The sequence below is a fragment of the Brachybacterium paraconglomeratum genome (assembly GCF_003994255.1).
Taxonomy (GTDB): domain Bacteria; phylum Actinomycetota; class Actinomycetes; order Actinomycetales; family Dermabacteraceae; genus Brachybacterium; species Brachybacterium conglomeratum.
Map to the genome: position 1 here is coordinate 98,204 of NZ_ML133859.1, position 17,339 is coordinate 115,542.

Sequence of the window (17,339 nt, forward strand, 5' to 3'; positions counted from 1 at the left end):
AGAGCTGCGCGCCGATGCCCCGTCGGGAGTAGCGTGGCCCGGTCACGCCCGCTCCGCCGCACGAGGACACCGCATGCCACTGGACGAACAGCCCCACGTCGGGAGCGCCGACGCCCCCTCGGGCGCGGAGCATCCGGTGCTCGACAACCCCGCCTGGTCCTCGCTCACCGGCGCCCACCGCGAGCTCGCGATCGGCAACGAGCACGTGCTTCGCTATCCGGAGGACGTCTCCCCCTTCGTGGGCGTGCGCGACTGGGAGCACCCCGACGTATGGGACGCGATCCTCGACGTGTTCGGGCACGATGCCGTGGTCTCCGTCTCCCACGCCGATCCGCTGCTGCCGGCCGGCTGGGCGCCGGAGTTCCAGATCCCGGGCGTGCAGCTCGTCCAGACCGACCGCCTCGCCCCGCGCCCCGAGCCGGAGGCGGTCGAGCTCGGAGCGGCCGACACCGACGAGATGCTCGCCCTGATCGCGCAGACCAGGCCCGGGCCCTTCGAGGCGCGCACCCACGAGATGGGAAGGTACATAGGGATCCGGCGGGACGGGCAGCTGATCGCGATGGCCGGCGAGCGCCTCCACCCCGACGGCTGGACCGAGATCAGCGCGGTCGCGGTCCATCCCGAGCACCGCCGGCAGGGCCTCGCCTCCCGCCTCGTGCTCGACGTCGCCCACCACATCCAGCGCCGCGGGGACCGGGCACTGCTGCACGCCTCCGCCGCGAACACCGCCGCGATCGCGGGCTACGAGAAGCTCGGCTTCGAACTGCGGCGCCGCCTCACCTTCGGGGCGCTGCGCACGCCCTGAGCGGCGACGCCCCCTCCGCCCGGTCGTCTCGCGCGGGTCCCGGACGGCCCGCACGCCCCGGACGGGCTCCTCCCTCGGGGCGGTCCTGTCCTCCCGGACGGCCCCGCCACCCCTGGACGGGGTGTGACCCCGGTCGTAGGGTCGGAGCCGAGGAGGCCACGATGACGAACACCGCCGCCGACGCTGTGCACGCGTCTGCAGATACCGCCCGAGCGTCTCGCGCAAGCCGTCGCACTCCACGTCGGCAGCCCCCGGCAGTGCTCGTGGCCTGGGGAGTCCTGCTCGCACTGGCGACCGCAGCGCTGCTGGACGTGGTCCCGCTGTCAGAGACGAGTCGCCTCCTAATGGCCTTCGGCGTCCTCGTCTTGGTCATCGCCCTGGGCACCTGGTCGCAGCTGCGTTTCTGGGGGACGCTCGTCGCGCCGTCGTTCGCCCCGTCCCGATTCGCCGTCGTGATCGCCGGCGTCTCGATGACGTTCCTCCTGGCGAACTTCCCCGAGTCCGTCGGCCTCTCCGCGCGGATCGGAGTGGTGCTGGTGGCGCCGCTGCTCATGGTGGCCCTGCTGGCCTGGGACGACGCCGACACGGTCGCGAAGCTGCGCGAAGGGTGGGAAAAGCCGACCCGCGGCGATGGGACGGCCTCCGGCCGCGTCTGAGCCGTCGGGCGGGTCTCCTGCCCCGCAGTCGTCGGCCGCATCCGGCTCGCCGGACACCCCGGACGATGCTCCACCGCTCCGGTCCACCCCGACGCACGACTCGGTACGGTCTCCCCATGACCGTGAACGCGACATGGCCCGAGCCCCTGCAGGACGTCGACCGCAGCGACGAGGACCTGCGGGCCTGGGTCGCCGAGCGGATCCACCGCCTGGACGCCGACGGGCGCCGCAGCGCCGACACCCACCTGGTGCGCCTGGATCTGCCCGAGGACTGGGACATCCAGCTCTACCTCAAGGACGAGACGACCCACTCCTCCGGCAGCCTCAAGCACCGCCTGGCCCGCTCGCTGTTCCTGTTCGCCCTGGTCAACGGACAGTTACGGCCGGGGATGCCGGTGGTCGAGGCGTCGTCGGGCTCGACCGCGGTGAGCGAGGCTCACGTGGCGCGGATGCTCGACATCCCCTTCGTCGCGGTGGTCCCGCGCGGCACGAGCGCGCGAAAGATCGCGCTGATCGAGTTCGCCGGCGGGCAGTGCCATGTCGTGGACGGCGCGGCGGACATGAGCCGGGAGGCGCAGCGCCTGGCCGACGAGCTCGGCGGGCTCTTCCTGGACCAGTTCACCCATGCCGAGCGCGCCACCGACTGGCGGGGCAACAACTCCATCGCCGTCAGCGCCCTCGCCCAGCTCGAGCTCGAGCCGCATCCGGTGCCTCGCTGGATCGTGGTCGGCGCCGGCACCGGCGGGACCAGCGCGACCTTCGGCCGCCTGCTGCGCTACCGATCCCTGCCCACTTCGCTCTGCGTCGCGGACGTGGAGAACTCCGCGTTCTTCCCCGGATGGGTGCAGGAGGATCGGCATCTCACCACTGGGTCCGGCTCGCGGATCGAGGGCATCGGCCGCCCGCAGGTCGAGCCGAGCTTCGTGCCCGGCGTCGTGGACCGGATGATCCGGGTGCCGGATGCCGCCTCGGTCGCCGCGGCGCGGCATCTGTCGGAGGTGCTCGGCAGGCGCGTCGGCGCCTCGACCGGCACGAACCTCATCGCCGCGGCGCAGCTGATCACGCAGATGCGCGAGGCGGGCGAGAGCGGCTCGGTGCTGACGCTGCTGTGCGATCCGGGCGACCGCTACACCGACACCTACTTCGACGACGACTGGGTCGCCGCGCAGGGCTGGGACCTCGCGCCCTGGCGCACGGCGCTCGCGGAGATGCTGCCGCTCGGGGTGCGCTGACACCCGGCCCACCCCGCCCGCGGAGGGCCAGGGCGCACTCAGCTCCAGGCACCCTGCAGCCACCGCCCCCAGCCCCAAGCCCGCAGCCCACAGCCCACAGCCCGCAGCCCGCAGCCCGCAGCCCGCAGCCCGCAGCCCGCAGCCCGCAGCCCGCAGAGCATGGTCGACTACTGGCGGAGGGCGTACCTCTATGCCTATATAGGCATAGAAGGACGCCAGACGCCCGTGACCGACCATGCCACCGGCGGTCCCGGGCCTCGGATCGGGGGAACCGGACCCGGCAGCGCTCGGGATGCCGCGGCGGGAGGCTCAGCGCCCGGGCAGCTCGAGCGCCCACGCCTCGGCGAGCGCCCCGCGCACGCGGACCCGATCGCCGTCTGCCGGGTAGAAGCGCAGAGTGCACGGGGAAACCGCGTCCGGGAGGTGCTCGAGGAGGCTCGCGTCGAGGAACAGCGTCGCGGGTCCGTCGTCGACCGAGAGAACCTCGCGCGCAGTGCCGTCGGCTCCGAGGATCTCGACCGTGACGGCCCCGCGAGTGCGCACCTCGGCCCGCGCGGGAGTCTCGAGCAGGAGCTCGACAGTGCCGCCCGCCCCGGTGGCCCCGGGCACGTCGACGTCGTCCGCCGCCTCCAGGGGCAGCGCCTCGGCCCGCAGCGCGCGCAGCTCCGGGACCGGCGCGCTGCGCAGCTCCTCCCCGTCGAGCCGCAGCTCCCGCGGGAAGGTCAGCGCTCCGGCCCAGCCCTGGGCGTCGGTCTGCTCCTGGCTGCGCTGCTGCCCCTCCCATGACCAGCCCCACAGCAGCACCCGGCCGCCCTCGGCGTCGACAACGGCCTGGGGTGCGTAGAAGTCGGGACCGATGTCGACCTGCCCCCCGGCGGTCGGAGCGAAGCGCGGCGCGCCGTCCGGGCCGTCGACGAGGTCCCCCACCAGGTAGTCGACCTGGAGAGTGGAGCGCTCGTGGGTGGAAGGGTGCCCCCAGCGGGACAGCAGCAGCACCCAGCGCCCGCCGACGGGCACGAGCTGCGGGCACTCCCAGAGGTCGGCGGGCGAGTGCTCGGCGGCGACAGGGTCGTCGCCGTGCAGCAGCGTGCCGACGAGCTCCCAGTTCTCGAGGTCCTCGCACGAAAACAGCAGCAGCGTCGGCACGAAGCGACCGCCCTCGCGCACCCCGGCGCCTTGGATCCCCCAGCGCTTCCCGCCGTAGGTGAACACGAAGGGGTCGCGGATCCCGATCAGTCCGGGCACCTCGGGCACCTCGGCGGCGACCACGCCGGTGCGGACCAGCTCGGTGCCGCTCTCATCGAGGCGGGTGACGAGCACGCGGGCGAGCTGGTTCTCGATCCCGTCGACCCCGGAGTAGACGAGAGTGGGGACGGCGGGAGCACCGGGCCCGCCGGCGACGGGTCCGGCGGACAGTTCGGCATCCTCGGCGGCGCTCCCGTCGGGCGCGTGGTCGAGGAGTCCGACGCCGCTCCAGCAGCCGTCCTGGTCGGCCTCTCCCGGGCGGGGCACGGGGCCCAGCGGCTCCTCGCGCCAGCTCACCAGATCCGAGGAGGACATGTGCCCCCAGTGGATGTGCTCGTGGCGGGTGGACGCAGGGTTGTACTGGAAGAACACGTGCCAACGGCCGTCGGCGGTGCGGTGGATGCCGTTGGGGTCGTTGATCCAGCCGAGCGGGTGGACGCGGTGGAGGGCCGGGAAGCCGAGGTCGAGGGTGTCGGTCATCGTGATGCTGCTCCTGGTGACGTGGGGGCGGGGACGGTGGGCAGGGGTCATTTCGAGGACCCGGCGGTGAGGCCCTCGCGCAGGTAGCGCTGGCCGAAGAGGAACACCACCACGGCGGGCACCATCGAGAGAATCACGCCTGCCAGCACGACCGAGATCGAACCCGTGCCGAGGTTGCCCTGGAGGGTCACGAGGCCGAGCGGCAGGGTGTAGTTCTGCTCGGAGATCATGAAGATCAGCGGGCGGAAGAACTCGTTCCAGTGGTAGTTGAAGGCGAGGACCCCCACGATCGCCATGCCGGACAGCGCCAACGGTGCGTAGATGGAGAAGAAGGTGCGCCAGGGGCTCGCGCCGTCGAGCGCCGCGGCCTCCCCCAGCTCGAGCGGCAGACCCAGGAAGTACTGACGCATCAGGAAGGTCCCGAAGGCGGTGGGGATCGCGGGGAGGATCAGCGCGAGCAGCGTGTCGGAGAGCCCCATCCCGCGGATGATCATGAACACCGGCACGATCGTGACCTGCACCGGAACCATCATCGTCGAGAGCACGATCGCGAACAGGGCGTTCTTGCCGCGGAACTCCATGCGGGCGAAGACGTACCCCGCCATCGCGGCGGTGAGCATCTGGCCGATCGCGACGACCCCGGTGACCAGGGCGCTGTTGAGCACCAGCAGCGGCACCGCGATCTGCTCGAACACCGCGGTGTAGCTCGAGAAGTCCGGTGACGTGGGGAAGAAGCTCGGGGGGAGGCTGAAGGACTCGGCGGCGGGCCGGAGCGAGGTGGTGAACGTCCACCACACCGGACCGAGCGTGAGCACGGCGGCGACGAGCAGGGCGGAGTACTTGGCGAGGGCGGGCAGGCGGCGTGTCATCGGGGGTCCTTCCGGACGGGGACAGGGGCGCTCGCGACGGCGGGAGCGCGGCTCACTGATAGAAGACGAAGCGTCGGGCGAGGCGGAACTGGGCGGCGGTGACGAGCATGATCAGGACCATGAGGACCAGGCCGATCGCGCTGGCACGCCCGAACTCGAGCTCGCGGAAGGCGCTCTCGTAGATGACCATCACGACCGTGCGGGTGGAGTCACCCGGCCCGCCGCGCGTGAGCACGTAGGGCTGGTCGAAGACCTGCAGCGCGGAGATGATCGCCATCACCGAGGCGACCAGCACGGTGGGACTCACCAGCGGCAGGGTGAGATGGCGGAACTGGCGCCAGCCGGTCGCCCCGTCGATGGAGCCTGCCTCGTAGATCTCGGTGGGGATCGAGCTCAGGCCGCCGATGAAGAGCAGGAACGAGAAGCCGAAGTTCTGCCACACGTACACCGCGATCACCACGACCATGGCCCACTGCGGGCTGGTCAGCCAGGGCACGGCCGGGATCCCCACCAGCGAGAGCAGCCAGTTGATGACGCCGTAGCTCTCGTTGAACAGGTACTTCATGAGGATCGAGACGCTCGCGGCGGACAGCACGAGGGGGAAGAAGAAGGTCGAGCGGAAGAACACTCGCAGCCACGGAGGCATCCGGGAGCTGACCAGCACGGCGAGCAGCATCGCGATGACGAGCTGGGCGGCGACCGCGACGACCACGAACACGGCGGTGTTCAGGAAGGAGATGCCGACGGTCCGGTCGGTGGCGAGGTCGGCGAAGTTCTCCAGCCCCACGAACTGCGGGGAGGTGATGATGTCCCAGCGGAAGAAGGCGAGAGCGAGCGAGCCGACGATCGGCAGCACCACGAAGATGCCGATGCCGAGCATCGTCGGGGCGAGGAAGAGCCAGCGCAGCAGGGCGCTGTCGCGATCGGCGGTCATGAGGGGTCCTCCTCGGAGAAGACGGCGCGCAGATCGGCGTCCAGATCCGCGAGCGACCGCGCGACCTGGTCAGGACCGCCGGACAGCGCGGTGGAGACATTGCGGATGAGCGCCGTCTCGACGGCGGCCTGCTGCGGCGGGGCGGGGATCGGGCCGGTGGACGGGAAGCGGTCGAGGGTCTCGTAGAAACGTGACCAGTGCTCCGGACCGATGCCGGTGTACAGGGAGTCGTTCACCATCGAGCGCCGGGTGGGAGTCGTCGACGGGGTCGGGAAGGCGAGCTCCATCGCCTCCTTCGAGGCGGTGTACTTGATCCACTCCCAGGCCTGGTCCGGCTTGTCGGTGGTCTTCATGACCGCGTATCCGGCACCTCCGAACTGGTGACGCTGGGTCTTCCAGCGCGGGAAGAACTGCACGTCGTACTGCTCGGGGCGCATGCCGCCCTCGGCGAGTCCCTGCACCCAGTAGCCGCCCGCGGGGGTGGTGCCGATGCGACCGGAGGCGAACAGGCCGACGAGGGTGTTGCCGCCGCCCTCCTCGGGACGCACGGCGAGGCCCTCGCTGACGAGGCCGCGCAGGTGCTCGAAGCTCTCGTGGACGCGGTCGTCGGTCGCGTTGGAGCCGGTCCAGAGATAACCGCCGGAGCGCTGCTCGCCGGGATAGAAGGTGGACCAGAAGTCCTCGCCGCCGCTCGCCCGCTCCTCGATCAGGAAGGAGGTGTCGTTGACGTAGAGCCAGGGGACGATCCCGCCGAAGAGGCGGTTGGTCCAGTAGTACGGGGTGGCGTCGCCCTTCATCCCGCGCAGCAGCTCGGTGAAGTCGTCCTTCGTCCAGTCCTCCCCCGGCATCTCGAGGCCGTTGCGCTCGAGGACGTCGAGGTTGAGGTACATGTTCGCGGCGTTGAAGTCGAGCGGGAGCTGGTAGAGGGAGCCCTTGTACATGAAGGCCTCGATGAGGCTGGGGTGGACGTCCTCGAAGTAGTCCTTCATCTCCTCCGCGTCGCGCAGGAGGTAGTCGTCCAGCGGCAGCGCGAGGCGTTCGGCGAAGAGCTGCGCCCCCTCGGTCGCCGTGTAGACGATGTCGGGCTGGGTGCCGGAGGCGACCATCGTGAGGATCTTCGCGAAGAAGTCGCCCCAGTCGGTGGCCTGCACCGACTGGATCAGCACGGGGATGTCGGGATGGGTCTCCATGAAGGCGTCCGCGATCGCCTGACGGCCGGCCGCGTCCTGCGAGGTGCCGAGGATCAGGATCGTCAGGGCGTCCTGGCCGCGGCCGGGGATGTCGGCGCCGGTGAGGCGGGGCCAGGCGGCGACGGTGCCGGCGAGGGCTGCCGCGCCGCCGGCGCCGAGGAGGGCGCGGCGGGTGAGGGTGGAGGGGCTGGCCATGCGGTCCTCTTCGTCGAGAGTCGGGACGGTCGAAGCGGGTCGAGGGAGGAGGTGCGCGTCGATGCGGCTGTCCGGCGTCCTCGCCGACTCACCGCTTGCACACGTGTCGAAGTCGCTCGGGACCAGTATGCAGCGCAGCTTTCACACGTGTCAACCCTGATTCCGCGGCAGCGCCCGGAACCCATGACGCGGGCCGGTTCGCCCAGCCCGAGACCAGCCCGGTCCCGGAGCCGGCCCAGACCCGGGCGGAGCACCACCGGTCCCACCTCGACCAGCCCTCGCAGCGGACGTCGAGCGAGGTCAGCGCCCCCGAGCCATCCCCACCGACTCCCGCTCGACGAGCGGGCAGTCGACGACCACGAGACCCGCGTCGTCGCCCGCCGCCTCGCCCTCCAGTCGCGCGAACAGCGCAGCCATCGCCCGGCGTCCCATCTCCTCGTGGGGCAGGGCGATCGTCGTGAGCTTCGGAACGAGCCGCTCGGCGAAGAAGTCCTCGTCATCGAAGCCGATCACCGAGAGATCCCCCGGAACGGAGATTCCCGCCGCGGCCGCGGCCTGGAGCACCCCGGCAGCGACCCGGTCACGGATGCAGAACACACCCGTCGGCGGGTCCTCCCCCGCGAACAGCCGGGCGGCGGCCCGGTAGCCGTCGTCGATCTGCCACCCGGCCTTCACCATCCGCGGTTCGAGGCCTGCGTCCGCCAGCTCGTCACGAAAGCCGGCCTCCCGCTCGAGAACGGCCACGGAGCGATCGTCGCCGGAGAGCATGGCGATCCGCCGATGACCGGTCTCGATCAGGCGACGAGCAGCACGTCGGGCGCCGCCGTAGTCGTCGGGCACGAAGGTGGGCGGCAGCTCGGCACCCTCGCCGCGCTCGTCCGCCCCGGGCGGCACCGGTTCGTGGTTCGCCAGCACCAGCGGGATCCCCGGGGGCACGACGGGGAGGGGGCCCCTCATGCGGCCCATGGTCGCGTAGAGCAGTCCGTCGACCTGGCGCTCGGCAAGGAGGCGGGCGGCATCCTCGACGGTGTGGTCGCGCAGCGAGAGGTCCACGGTGATCACGAGGTGATCGTGCCGGGCGGCGACCATCGAGGCGGCGCGCGCCATACGGCCGGCGAAGGGCGAGGTCGCGATCTCGTCGGTGATGAGACCGATCGTGCGCGAGCGACGCTCCTTGAGGGAGATCGCGAGGGCCGAGCGGGTGTAGCCGAGCTCGGCGGCGGCGGCGAGCACGCGCTGCTGGGTGGCCACGGCGACCGTCCCCTCCACACGTCCGTTGAGCACCATCGAGACGGTGGCCCGCGAGACACCGGCACGCGCCGCGACGTCGGCGGAGGTGGGGCGGCGGGACGGGGAGCTCACAGCTCGTAGGGTACGCGGCTCCTCCGACCGGCGGCGGGCCGGGATCCGTGGCCCCTTCCCCGCGTTCCCGGCTAGTCGTCCTGTGCCCGCCCGGCGGCTCACACCACCGCGGTCATCCCGCCGTCGACGTGGAGGGTCTGGCCGTTGACGAAGCGGCTCGCGTCGGAGGCGAGGAACACCAGCGGGCCGACGAGGTCCTCGACGTCGCCCCAGTGCCCGTCGGGAGTGCGTCGGGCGACCCAGGCGGAGAACTCCTCGTCCTCGACCAGGGCCTTCGTGAGCTCGGTGGCGAAGTAGCCGGGGGCGAGGGTGTTGACCTGGATGCCGTGAGGGGCGAGGTCCGCCGCGAGGCCCTTGGTGAACATCGCGATCCCGCCCTTGGTCGCGCTGTAGGCGGCGATCGAGGGGCGGGCGAGCTGGGACTGGACCGAGCCGATCTGCACGATCTTCCCGCTGCCGCGCGCGATCATGCCGCGGGCGACGCGGCGGGCGCAGTAGAAGGCGGCGGAGAGGTTCGTGGCCAGCAGCGCATCCCAGTCCTCGTCGGCGAACTCCGCGATCGGCGCCCGACGCTGGATGCCGGCGTTGTTGACCAGCACGTCCGGGGTGCCGTGCGCGGCCTCGATGGCGGTCAGCGCCGCGTCGACGGCGGCGGGGTCGGTGACGTCGAAGCCGGCCGAGAGGACCTCCGGCACCTCGCCGGCCCCGCCCGTCGCCTCGGCGCCGACGCCGGTCCCGTCGGCGGCGGTGGTCCCGTCGGCCGCGCCCGCGCGCTCCGCGGCGACGGCGGCGGCGATCTCCTCGGCCGCGGCAGCAGCGCGTCCCGCGTCCCGGCCATGGACGATCACCCGCGCCCCTGCCCGGACGAGGCCGGTGGCGAGCGCACGGCCGATGCCGCGGGTGGAGCCGGTGACCAGGGCGGTGCGGCCGGTGAGGTCGAACAGGTCGGACACGATGTCTCTCCTTCGTGAGGAATGTGCGGGGGCGTGGTCGGACGAGGAGGCCCGGGCCGTGGAACGGGCCCGGGCCTGCTTGGAGGATCTCAGGCCCGTGCGGGGCTCGACGTCTCGTCCGCGGCGCCGGAGCCGGGGACGACGGCGGCCTCGGCCTCGTAGGCGGAGTCCTTCTCGGTGGTGGACAGCCGGATCGCGTCCTCGGTGCGCAGCAGGTCGCGGCCGCGGGTCTCGGGGACCAGGAAGGTGGAGGCGGTGGTGATCGCGGCGAGTGTCGCCATGTACAGGCCCAGCACGATCCAGTTGCCGTCGGTCCAGGCCATCAGGGAGGCGCCGAGCACGCCGGCGAGGCCGCCGGCCAGCACCGCGGAGAGCTCGCGGGCCATGGCCACGCCGAGATAGCGGTGACGGTTGCCGAAGAGCTCGGGGAGCATCGCGCACTGCGGGCCGAGCATGGAGTTCACGGCCACGCCGATGCCGATCGCGACCACGGCGATCGAGAGTCCGGTGCTGCCCAGCGACAGCATCCACCAGGCCGGGAAGCTGTAGACCAGCATGAACACGGCGCCGAAGCGGTAGACGGGCACGCGCCCCACCTTGTCGGAGATCGCGCCGGTCAGCGGCACGGAGAACACGCCGATGAGGCTGCCGAGGGTCACGCCCCAGGCGACGGAGCCGCGGTCCAGGCCGATCGCGGCGGAGGTGACGAAGGCGAGGGAGACGGACTGGAAGAGGTAGGAGCCGCCGTTCTCGGCCATGCGCAGGCCGATGCCGGTGACCACGCCCGGCAGGCCCTTGGTGAAGATGTCGCGCAGCGGCCGCTCGGCGGTCTGCTCGCGCTTCTCGAGGTGCACGAAGGTGGGGGTCTCCTCGAGCTTCGCCCGGATCCACAGCGCCACCAGGATCAGCACCACGGAGGCGAGGAACGGCAGGCGCCAGCCCCAGGAGAGGAACTGCTCCTCGGGCAGCAGCGTCAGGGCGGAGAAGGCGAGGCCGGCCAGCAGGGTGCCGGCCTGGATGCCGACGAAGGGCAGGGCGGAGAAGAAGCCGCGCCGTTTCACGGGGGCGTACTCGGCCATCAGCACGGTGGAGCCGGCCTGTTCGGCGCCCGCGCCGAAGCCCTGGGCGAGCCGCAGGACCACGAGCAGCGCGGGGGCGAGCGCGCCGACGGACTCGTAGGTGGGCAGCACGCCGATCAGCATGGACGAGCCGCCCATCAGCACGATCGTGGTGACCAGCACGAAGCGTCGGCCGACCTTGTCGCCGAGCAGGCCGAAGACGAGGCCGCCGATGGGGCGGGCCGCGAAGCCGACGCCGTAGACGCCGAAGGCGGCGATGAGGGCCATCGCGGGATTGGACTGGTCGAAGAACAGCTGGTTGAAGACCAGGGCGGTCATCAGGCCGTACATCGCGAAGTCGAAGTACTCCAGCGCGCTGCCGACGCTCGAGGAGAGCGTGGCCCGGCGCAGGTTCGCCTGGTACTCGCGGTCCGCGTCGGCGGCGACCGCATCAGGCGGGGTCGTGGGGCTGGGGGTGGAGCTCATGGGACATCTCCTTCGATGGCTCAGAGAGGGGCCGACGGGCCCCGGGGGTGTTCTGCGCCGGGGTCAGCCGGCGGGTCGGAGGAACGGGTTGGTGAGCTGGGTCGCGACGCCGAGGGCGGCGCGGCCGAGGCGCTCGATGGTCTGTTCGTCGGCCTCGGCGGCGGGGAGCGCGACGCCGAGGGCGAGGGGCGGGTCGGTGGGTCGCCAGGGCTCCAGCGGCACGGCCACGCCCCAGATCCCCTCCAGCCCGCGGCCGGGGTCGACGGACCAGCCGCGCTCGCGGGTCTCGGCGATCTGGGCGCGGATCTGCTCCGCCGACGGCAGGTCGGGCGCCTCGGTGCGGGCGATGGTCTCGTCGATGCGGTCGTCGTCCAGCCGCGAGAGCATCGCGAGCCCGGCGCCGGTGGTGACGGCGGCCAGGCGCGAGCCCAGCGGGGTGCCGAGCCGGTGGGCGCGTCCCTCGTGCCGGGCGAGGTAGAGGGAGTACTCCCCGTCGAGCATCGCGACCTGCACCACCTCCCCGCGCAGCACCGGGTCGGCCTCGACGACGCCGTAGAACTCACGGATCTGGTTGAACTCCTGGGCGAAGGCGCCGCCGAGCTCGGCGGTGCGTCGGCCCAGGCGGTAGCCGGCCTCGACGCGGCGGATCATCCCGCCGTCCTCGAGGACGGCGCAGATGTTGGAGGTGGAGGACTTCGCGGCACCGAGGGCGCGGGCGAGGTCGGAGAGGGTCAGCGGGGCGCCGCCCGACTGCTCGAGCAGCTCGAGCACGCGCAGCGCGCGGGTGACGGCGGGGGCGGGGTCGCGGGTCGTCTCGGGCATGGTCGCTCGGCCTTCCGGCTCAGTAGAACTCGACGGTGTCGACCCGGTTGGCGAGCTCCTCGCCGTCCAGGAAGTGGCGGAGGTTCTCGATGAACTGCGCGACGATCCGCTCCTCCTCGCGCCGGTCGAGCGCCGCGGTGTGCGGGCTGATCAGCACGTTCGGGTGGTCCCAGAGGGGGCTGTCGGCGGTGAGCGGCTCGCGGGAGACGACGTCGAGGGCGGCGAAGCCGATGCGGCCGGTCTCGAGGGCGTCCAGCAGCGCCGGCTCGTCGACGACGGTGCCGCGGCCGACGTTGACCAGGATCGTCCCGGGCCGCACGGCGCCGAGCACCTCCTGGCCGACGAGGCCGACGGTGGCGTCGGTGCCGGGGAGGGTCACGACGATCGCATCGACGTCGGCGGCCGCGCTCGCGAGGTCCTCGATCGGGACGAGCTCGTCGACGCCCTCGACGGGGGCGCCGGAGCGGGTGGTGCCCAGCACGGTCGCGCCGACGGCGTGGAACAGCGCCGCGCAGGCCTTCCCGATGCCGCCGAGGCCGACGACCAGCACCCGCATGGTGTCGAGCTGGCGCATCTCCCAGCGTGGGGACCAGTCGTGGTCGCGCTGCTGGTCGAGGAGGCGGGGCAGGGTCTTCGCGCCGGCGAGCACGCCGAGCAGGGCGAACTCCGCGAGCGGGCCGCCGTGGGTGCCGGCGCTGGTGGTGACGGCGATGCGCTCGAGCTGCTCGGGCGCGAGGCCGGCGGCGCGCAGCTGGGAGCCGCCGCCGGCGGCCATGGTCATCACCCAGCGCAGGCGCGGGTTGGCGCTCGCGGTGCGCGCGAACTGGGAGGGGTCGACGTCGGGGAGGGAGAAGAGGACGTCGGCGCTGTCGACCATTTCCTCGAAGCGGCGCTGCTGCTCCTCGGTGCGCTGGTGGGCGGGGTCGCCGTCCCAGTCGGCGGGGAAGCGGCGGGGGCGGTAGAGCTCGTGGTCGCGGACCACCTCGACGCGCGGCTCGGCCTGCTCGATGCGGGCGCAGAGCTCCTCGGGGAGGTCCACGCCGATCACGACGCGGGGGCGGGCGGCATCGGCGGGGGCGGGCTGTGCGGGGGTGGTCGTCATCGACGCTCCTTCGCTCGGACGGGACGGTCTGCGGTGACTGCGGGGCGAGCGTACCCCAGATTCAGTGGAGTGAACAGCGTCCACTCCAGTGGACTGACGTAGTCTGTCGCCATGCGAATCGACGACGCTTCCTCCACGCCCTCCCCCGCCCGCGCGCGCCTGGGCGTGATCGGCCTGGGCTCGATGGGAGAGCCGATGGCCGGACATCTTCTCGCCGCGCACGGCGCCCTCGTGGTCCACTCCCGCAGCCGCAAGAAGTCGCTGCTCGAGGCCGGTTCGACCTGGGCGGACACCCCTCGCGAGCTCGCCGAGCAGGTCGATGCCGTGCTCGTGATGCTCCCGGACCTGCCCCAGCTCACCCCGATGCTCGAGGGCCCGGACGGCCTGCTCGCCGCGGGCCGGGAGCTGCTGCTCATGATCGGCTCGACGAGCTCCCCGCGCGGGGTGCGCGAGCTCGCGGAGCGGCTGGTCGGCGAGGCGGGCGGCCGGGTGCGCCTCGTGGACGTGCCGGTCTCCGGGGGCGAGGCCGGGGCGCGGGCGGGGACGCTGTCGATCATGGCCGGCGGCGCCGAGGAGGACGTCCGACGGGCGGCGACGCTCCTCGCTCCCTGCGGGACGGTGCGCCACCTCGGCCCGCTGGGCGCCGGCGAGGTCGCGAAGGCGTGCAACCAGATGATCGTCGGCGCGACGATGATGGCGATCTCCGAGGCGACCGTCCTCGCCGAGCGCAGCGGCATCGCCCCGGCGGACCTGTTCGAGGTGCTCGAGGGCGGCTACGCGGGCTCGACGCTGCTGGCGGACAAGCGCGACAAGCTCGTCACCGGCGACTACTCCCCCGGCGGCATCGCCGCGTACATGACCAAGGACCTCGGCTTCGCGGCCGACGTCGCCGAGGACACCGGCACCTCGCCCGCCCTGCTCGGTGCACTGCGAGGCGCGTACGACGAGCTGGTCGCGGCGGGCCTCGGCGAGGAGGACCTCTCGGTGGCGCGGCGCTTCGTCGCCGAGCGCGGCGCCTGAGCCGGGCACGGTCCGGGCCCCGGCGCTGCACATGCACCGCCCGAACCGAACGCACTCGGTGCACTGATTGCTCGGCGCCCGAACGTCGCCCTACCACGATCGCCGGCCGCCGCCTCGGTCCCTCCGTCCTGCGCGGCGGCGCGCTGCACGCCGATACTGGCCGCATCGGGCGGCCGCCCCGCCCGCCCCACACCCGACAACCGGGAGGACCCTGTGACCGTCGTGAAGATCAACCGTCTCGCCGTCCCCGCCGCGCAGGCAGGCGAACTCGAGAAGCGCTTCGCCGCCCGGAAGCACTCCGTGGACGGGGCGCCCGGCTTCGAGGGCTTCGAGCTGCTGCGCCCGGTCGCGGGCGAGGAGCACTACTTCGTCCTGACCCGCTGGGCGGATGAGGAGAGCTTCCGGGCCTGGGTCGAGCAGCGCGAGTCGCGGGATCCGTCGACCACGGTCTCCCGGGCCGAGGGGATGCTCGAGTTCGAGGTCGTCGACCTGGAGTGACTCGGGCGCTCGGCCCGCCGTTCCGCCCCTGCCTCTCCACCCTCCCGCCTCGCTCGGCCGACGCGGGGGCGGGGAGAACTCCCCATGGCCTCCTTACCTCCGGGTCTCTAGTCTTCGGAAGCACGGAACACGAGCCTCGGAGGGAAGCAGATGGCGGCGTTCACCGCTGCACTGGACAGCACACTCGTGCGCGATGCCGCCGCACGGGCACGGGACGCCGGTGCGGACCTCAATCCGCTGTGGCGGACCATGATCACCGTCCCCGATGACCCGTCCCCCGGTGCGGCCGAGCACGATCCCGAGCACGAGACGCTCATCCGGCGCGCCCTGACCGCACCGTGCGTGGCCGCGGTCAGCGTGACCCCTGCCGACGGTACGCGCATCGAGCTGCAGATCTCCGTCGATGCCGAGGGAGCCGTCGTCTGCGCCCGGCGGGGCGACGGAGCGGCCGGCTGGTCGCCGGTGGACGCGGAGTCGCTCCCGGAGATCGTCGTGTCGATGGCCCCTCCGGGATCCCGCCTGGCGGCCCCGGCGTCCATGACCACTCGCTCGAAGGCCACGCGTCTGCAGTTGAGCAGGGCACAGGTCGAGCAGATCCGCAGCGCCGTCGAGCACGGCGACACCGCCGACAGCGCCATCGCTGCGCTCCCGGATCTCGATCCCGACCTGCGCGATGCGCTGACCAGCACGGGTGATCGCGCGAGCCTCGCGATCCACCTCATCCCGCCCGCTCCGGAGGAGAGCGTGACCCTCCTGCGCCGGTGGACCAGCGGGGAGCGGAGACTCTACAGCGCCGACGGGCCGGCGGGGCCCCTCGCCGGGGTGCACCCGGTCGAGGACGGGGACTTCTTCGGCACCGTGATCCCCCTGCTGCAGGAGGGCGCGAGGATCGCCCGGGCGCACTCGCCGGCCGGAGGTGCGGCATGAGCGGCTTCCAGGGGATGGCCCCGGAGCAGGCGCGCGGCCACGCCGAGCGGCTGCGCACAGGATCTCAGCGGGTCGACGAGATCCATGCCGAGCTCGACGCGTTCGTGCAGGGCGTCGACTGGGTGGGCCCGGACCGTGAGAGCTTCGTCCAGGAATGGGCCGGTCAGGTCGGTCCGCAGGTCAGCTCGCTGTGCGAGCGCCTCCAGGGGCTCGGATTCGATCTCGAGGCGGAGGCCGACCAGCAGGATGCGGCCTCGGAGCCCGGCGGCGACGGCGGCGGCGACCCCGAGAGCCTGCTGCCCGAGAACGTCACCGACTTCCTGGACCGGCTCGACGAGGAGATCCGCGGACTGCCCGAAGGGCTCCAGCGGCTGCTCCCCGACACCCCCTGGGCGGAGATGATCGCGGGCGGCGTCGTCGACCTCGCTGAATGGACCGAGGGCGTCTTCGAGGGCGGCCGCGACGTCCTCAAGGGCCTGCCCGGACCGCTCGGCGACCTCTTCGACGGCCTGCCCGACGGGGACATCGAGATCCTCGACGAGCGCTCCGAGATCGAGCTCGGCGAGGAGCCCCGCCACGTGCAGGACAGCGAGGCCCCGCAGGACCTGGCCGATCTCATCTTCGACAACGACGAGACTCGCCGCGACATCCGGACGGTCCCGCCGGGAGAGGGGTACGACCATCTGGATTCCGCACAGATCCGCATCCAGACCCTCCAGGGCGCCGACGGCACCGAGCGGTACATCGTGCACGTGCCACCGACCCAGGGCGCGGATCTGTGGTCGGAGGAGGGCGGTCTCCCGGGAACCCTCGAGGGATGGAACGGGCAGGGCCAGCCCTTCGGCTGGGCCAACAACATCTACGCGATGGCGGGACGGGAGAATGCCGGGGCGAACGCCGTGACGGCCGCTATGGAGGAGGCCGGGATCCCCCCGGGCTCGGACGTCGCCTTCGTGGCGCACTCCCAGGGCGGTCTGGTCGCCGCGCAGCTGTCCGACGATCCCGCGTTCAACTCCACCACCGGCGCAGCGGGGACCTACAACGTCACCGACATCTTCTCCGTCGGCTCCCCGGTGCAGACCTACACCCCGGCGCAGGGCTCGACCGATGTGGTGAACGTGCAGCATGTCCAGAACGAGGGGACCGACGGAGATTTCGTCCCCACGCTTGATCTTGAGGGGCGCTCCTTCCGTCATCCCGGTGGCAATCCGGCGGAGAACGTGCAGGACGTGCACATGCAGACTCCGCACGAGAACCCGGACTTCCCGCAGCAGGACGCGGCCCACAATGCGCACGATTCGGTGCACCGCGACGCGCACGACCCGTCCGTCTACTCGGAGACTTCCGGGTACTACGGCACCCTGCGCGAGCACGGGGACCATCCCGCGCTCGCGGGCAAGGCCGACCGCATGGACGGCCAGTACATCGGGGAGGACGTCGTGCTCGTGGACGACGTGGTCATCGACGCGCGCCGGATCTGACCGGCGCCGCCCGTGCGAGGGCGC

The 17,339-nt window shown here is 72.3% G+C and carries 16 protein-coding genes; 7 read left to right on the forward strand and 9 right to left on the reverse strand.

What is annotated here, in order from left to right:
• The first annotated feature begins 73 nt into the window (after nt 1-73).
• The 3 genes from DS079_RS13480 to DS079_RS13490 all read left to right on the forward strand — a co-directional run bounded on the left by DS079_RS13480 (nt 74) and on the right by DS079_RS13490 (nt 2,693).
• Nucleotides 74-805, forward strand: coding sequence for a GNAT family N-acetyltransferase (locus tag DS079_RS13480; protein WP_164736258.1), 732 nt, complete (start codon nt 74-76; stop codon nt 803-805).
• A gap of 263 nt (nt 806-1,068) precedes the next feature.
• Nucleotides 1,069-1,461, forward strand: coding sequence for a hypothetical protein (locus DS079_RS13485; RefSeq protein WP_126988379.1), 393 nt, complete (start codon nt 1,069-1,071; stop codon nt 1,459-1,461).
• Nucleotides 1,462-1,577: 116 nt separating this feature from the next.
• Complete coding sequence (locus tag DS079_RS13490) at nt 1,578-2,693, forward strand: PLP-dependent cysteine synthase family protein (protein ID WP_126988380.1); 1,116 nt, start codon at nt 1,578-1,580, stop codon at nt 2,691-2,693.
• 309 nt (nt 2,694-3,002) lie between these two features.
• Here DS079_RS13490 and DS079_RS13495 read toward each other — a convergent pair whose 3' ends face one another.
• From DS079_RS13495 to DS079_RS13535, 9 genes are all read right to left on the reverse strand, one after another.
• On the reverse strand, nt 3,003-4,418 hold the full coding sequence (locus DS079_RS13495; RefSeq protein ID WP_126988381.1) for a glycoside hydrolase family 32 protein: 1,416 nt from the start codon (nt 4,416-4,418) through the stop codon (nt 3,003-3,005).
• A gap of 47 nt (nt 4,419-4,465) precedes the next feature.
• A complete protein-coding gene (locus DS079_RS13500; protein WP_053915931.1) occupies nt 4,466-5,287 on the reverse strand; it encodes a carbohydrate ABC transporter permease in 822 nt (273 codons plus the stop codon).
• Between the two features lie 52 nt (nt 5,288-5,339).
• Nucleotides 5,340-6,221, reverse strand: a complete 882-nt coding sequence (locus DS079_RS13505) for a carbohydrate ABC transporter permease (protein WP_053915932.1) — start codon at nt 6,219-6,221, stop codon at nt 5,340-5,342.
• Complete coding sequence (locus DS079_RS13510) at nt 6,218-7,606, reverse strand: extracellular solute-binding protein (RefSeq protein WP_126988382.1); 1,389 nt, start codon at nt 7,604-7,606, stop codon at nt 6,218-6,220. The genes DS079_RS13505 and DS079_RS13510 overlap by 4 nt, the downstream gene beginning before the upstream one ends.
• A gap of 300 nt (nt 7,607-7,906) precedes the next feature.
• Nucleotides 7,907-8,968: a LacI family DNA-binding transcriptional regulator gene (locus tag DS079_RS13515; RefSeq protein WP_126988383.1), complete on the reverse strand. Its 1,062-nt coding sequence runs from the start codon at nt 8,966-8,968 to the stop codon at nt 7,907-7,909.
• Nucleotides 8,969-9,066: 98 nt separating this feature from the next.
• Entirely contained in the window at nt 9,067-9,921 is an 855-nt protein-coding gene (locus tag DS079_RS13520) for an SDR family oxidoreductase (RefSeq protein ID WP_126988384.1), read from the reverse strand.
• A gap of 89 nt (nt 9,922-10,010) precedes the next feature.
• On the reverse strand, nt 10,011-11,465 hold the full coding sequence (locus tag DS079_RS13525; protein WP_126988385.1) for an MFS transporter: 1,455 nt from the start codon (nt 11,463-11,465) through the stop codon (nt 10,011-10,013).
• Between the two features lie 63 nt (nt 11,466-11,528).
• Entirely contained in the window at nt 11,529-12,287 is a 759-nt protein-coding gene (locus tag DS079_RS13530; protein ID WP_126988386.1) for an IclR family transcriptional regulator, read from the reverse strand.
• Between the two features lie 19 nt (nt 12,288-12,306).
• The gene (locus tag DS079_RS13535) at nt 12,307-13,389 is read right to left on the reverse strand and encodes a D-2-hydroxyacid dehydrogenase (RefSeq protein WP_126988387.1); all 1,083 of its coding nucleotides are present in this window, start codon (nt 13,387-13,389) and stop codon (nt 12,307-12,309) included.
• 111 nt (nt 13,390-13,500) lie between these two features.
• Between DS079_RS13535 and DS079_RS13540 the strand changes: the two genes are divergently transcribed.
• The 4 genes from DS079_RS13540 to DS079_RS13555 all read left to right on the forward strand — a co-directional run bounded on the left by DS079_RS13540 (nt 13,501) and on the right by DS079_RS13555 (nt 17,315).
• Entirely contained in the window at nt 13,501-14,409 is a 909-nt protein-coding gene (locus DS079_RS13540; RefSeq protein ID WP_126988388.1) for an NAD(P)-dependent oxidoreductase, read from the forward strand.
• Between the two features lie 213 nt (nt 14,410-14,622).
• A complete protein-coding gene (locus DS079_RS13545; protein WP_126988389.1) occupies nt 14,623-14,907 on the forward strand; it encodes an antibiotic biosynthesis monooxygenase family protein in 285 nt (94 codons plus the stop codon).
• Between the two features lie 150 nt (nt 14,908-15,057).
• The gene (locus tag DS079_RS13550; protein WP_126988390.1) at nt 15,058-15,834 is read left to right on the forward strand and encodes a hypothetical protein; all 777 of its coding nucleotides are present in this window, start codon (nt 15,058-15,060) and stop codon (nt 15,832-15,834) included.
• Nucleotides 15,831-17,315: a WXG100 family type VII secretion target gene (locus tag DS079_RS13555; RefSeq protein ID WP_126988391.1), complete on the forward strand. Its 1,485-nt coding sequence runs from the start codon at nt 15,831-15,833 to the stop codon at nt 17,313-17,315. Before DS079_RS13550 ends, DS079_RS13555 begins: the two co-directional genes overlap by 4 nt.
• Nucleotides 17,316-17,339: the final 24 nt, after the last annotated feature.

What these genes read in the sequence shown, in the direction of transcription:
- DS079_RS13480 (WP_164736258.1), top strand. Translation starts at nt 74, where the DNA reads ATGCCACTGGACGAACAGCCCCACGTCGGGAGCGCCGACGCCCCCTCG.
- DS079_RS13490 (WP_126988380.1), top strand. Translation starts at nt 1,578, where the DNA reads ATGACCGTGAACGCGACATGGCCCGAGCCCCTGCAGGACGTCGACCGC.
- DS079_RS13495 (WP_126988381.1), bottom strand. Translation starts at nt 4,418, where the DNA reads ATGACCGACACCCTCGACCTCGGCTTCCCGGCCCTCCACCGCGTCCAC.
- DS079_RS13500 (WP_053915931.1), bottom strand. Translation starts at nt 5,287, where the DNA reads ATGACACGCCGCCTGCCCGCCCTCGCCAAGTACTCCGCCCTGCTCGTC.
- DS079_RS13505 (WP_053915932.1), bottom strand. Translation starts at nt 6,221, where the DNA reads ATGACCGCCGATCGCGACAGCGCCCTGCTGCGCTGGCTCTTCCTCGCC.
- DS079_RS13510 (WP_126988382.1), bottom strand. Translation starts at nt 7,606, where the DNA reads ATGGCCAGCCCCTCCACCCTCACCCGCCGCGCCCTCCTCGGCGCCGGC.
- DS079_RS13525 (WP_126988385.1), bottom strand. Translation starts at nt 11,465, where the DNA reads ATGAGCTCCACCCCCAGCCCCACGACCCCGCCTGATGCGGTCGCCGCC.
- DS079_RS13530 (WP_126988386.1), bottom strand. Translation starts at nt 12,287, where the DNA reads ATGCCCGAGACGACCCGCGACCCCGCCCCCGCCGTCACCCGCGCGCTG.
- DS079_RS13535 (WP_126988387.1), bottom strand. Translation starts at nt 13,389, where the DNA reads ATGACGACCACCCCCGCACAGCCCGCCCCCGCCGATGCCGCCCGCCCC.
- DS079_RS13540 (WP_126988388.1), top strand. Translation starts at nt 13,501, where the DNA reads ATGCGAATCGACGACGCTTCCTCCACGCCCTCCCCCGCCCGCGCGCGC.
- DS079_RS13550 (WP_126988390.1), top strand. Translation starts at nt 15,058, where the DNA reads ATGGCGGCGTTCACCGCTGCACTGGACAGCACACTCGTGCGCGATGCC.
- DS079_RS13555 (WP_126988391.1), top strand. Translation starts at nt 15,831, where the DNA reads ATGAGCGGCTTCCAGGGGATGGCCCCGGAGCAGGCGCGCGGCCACGCC.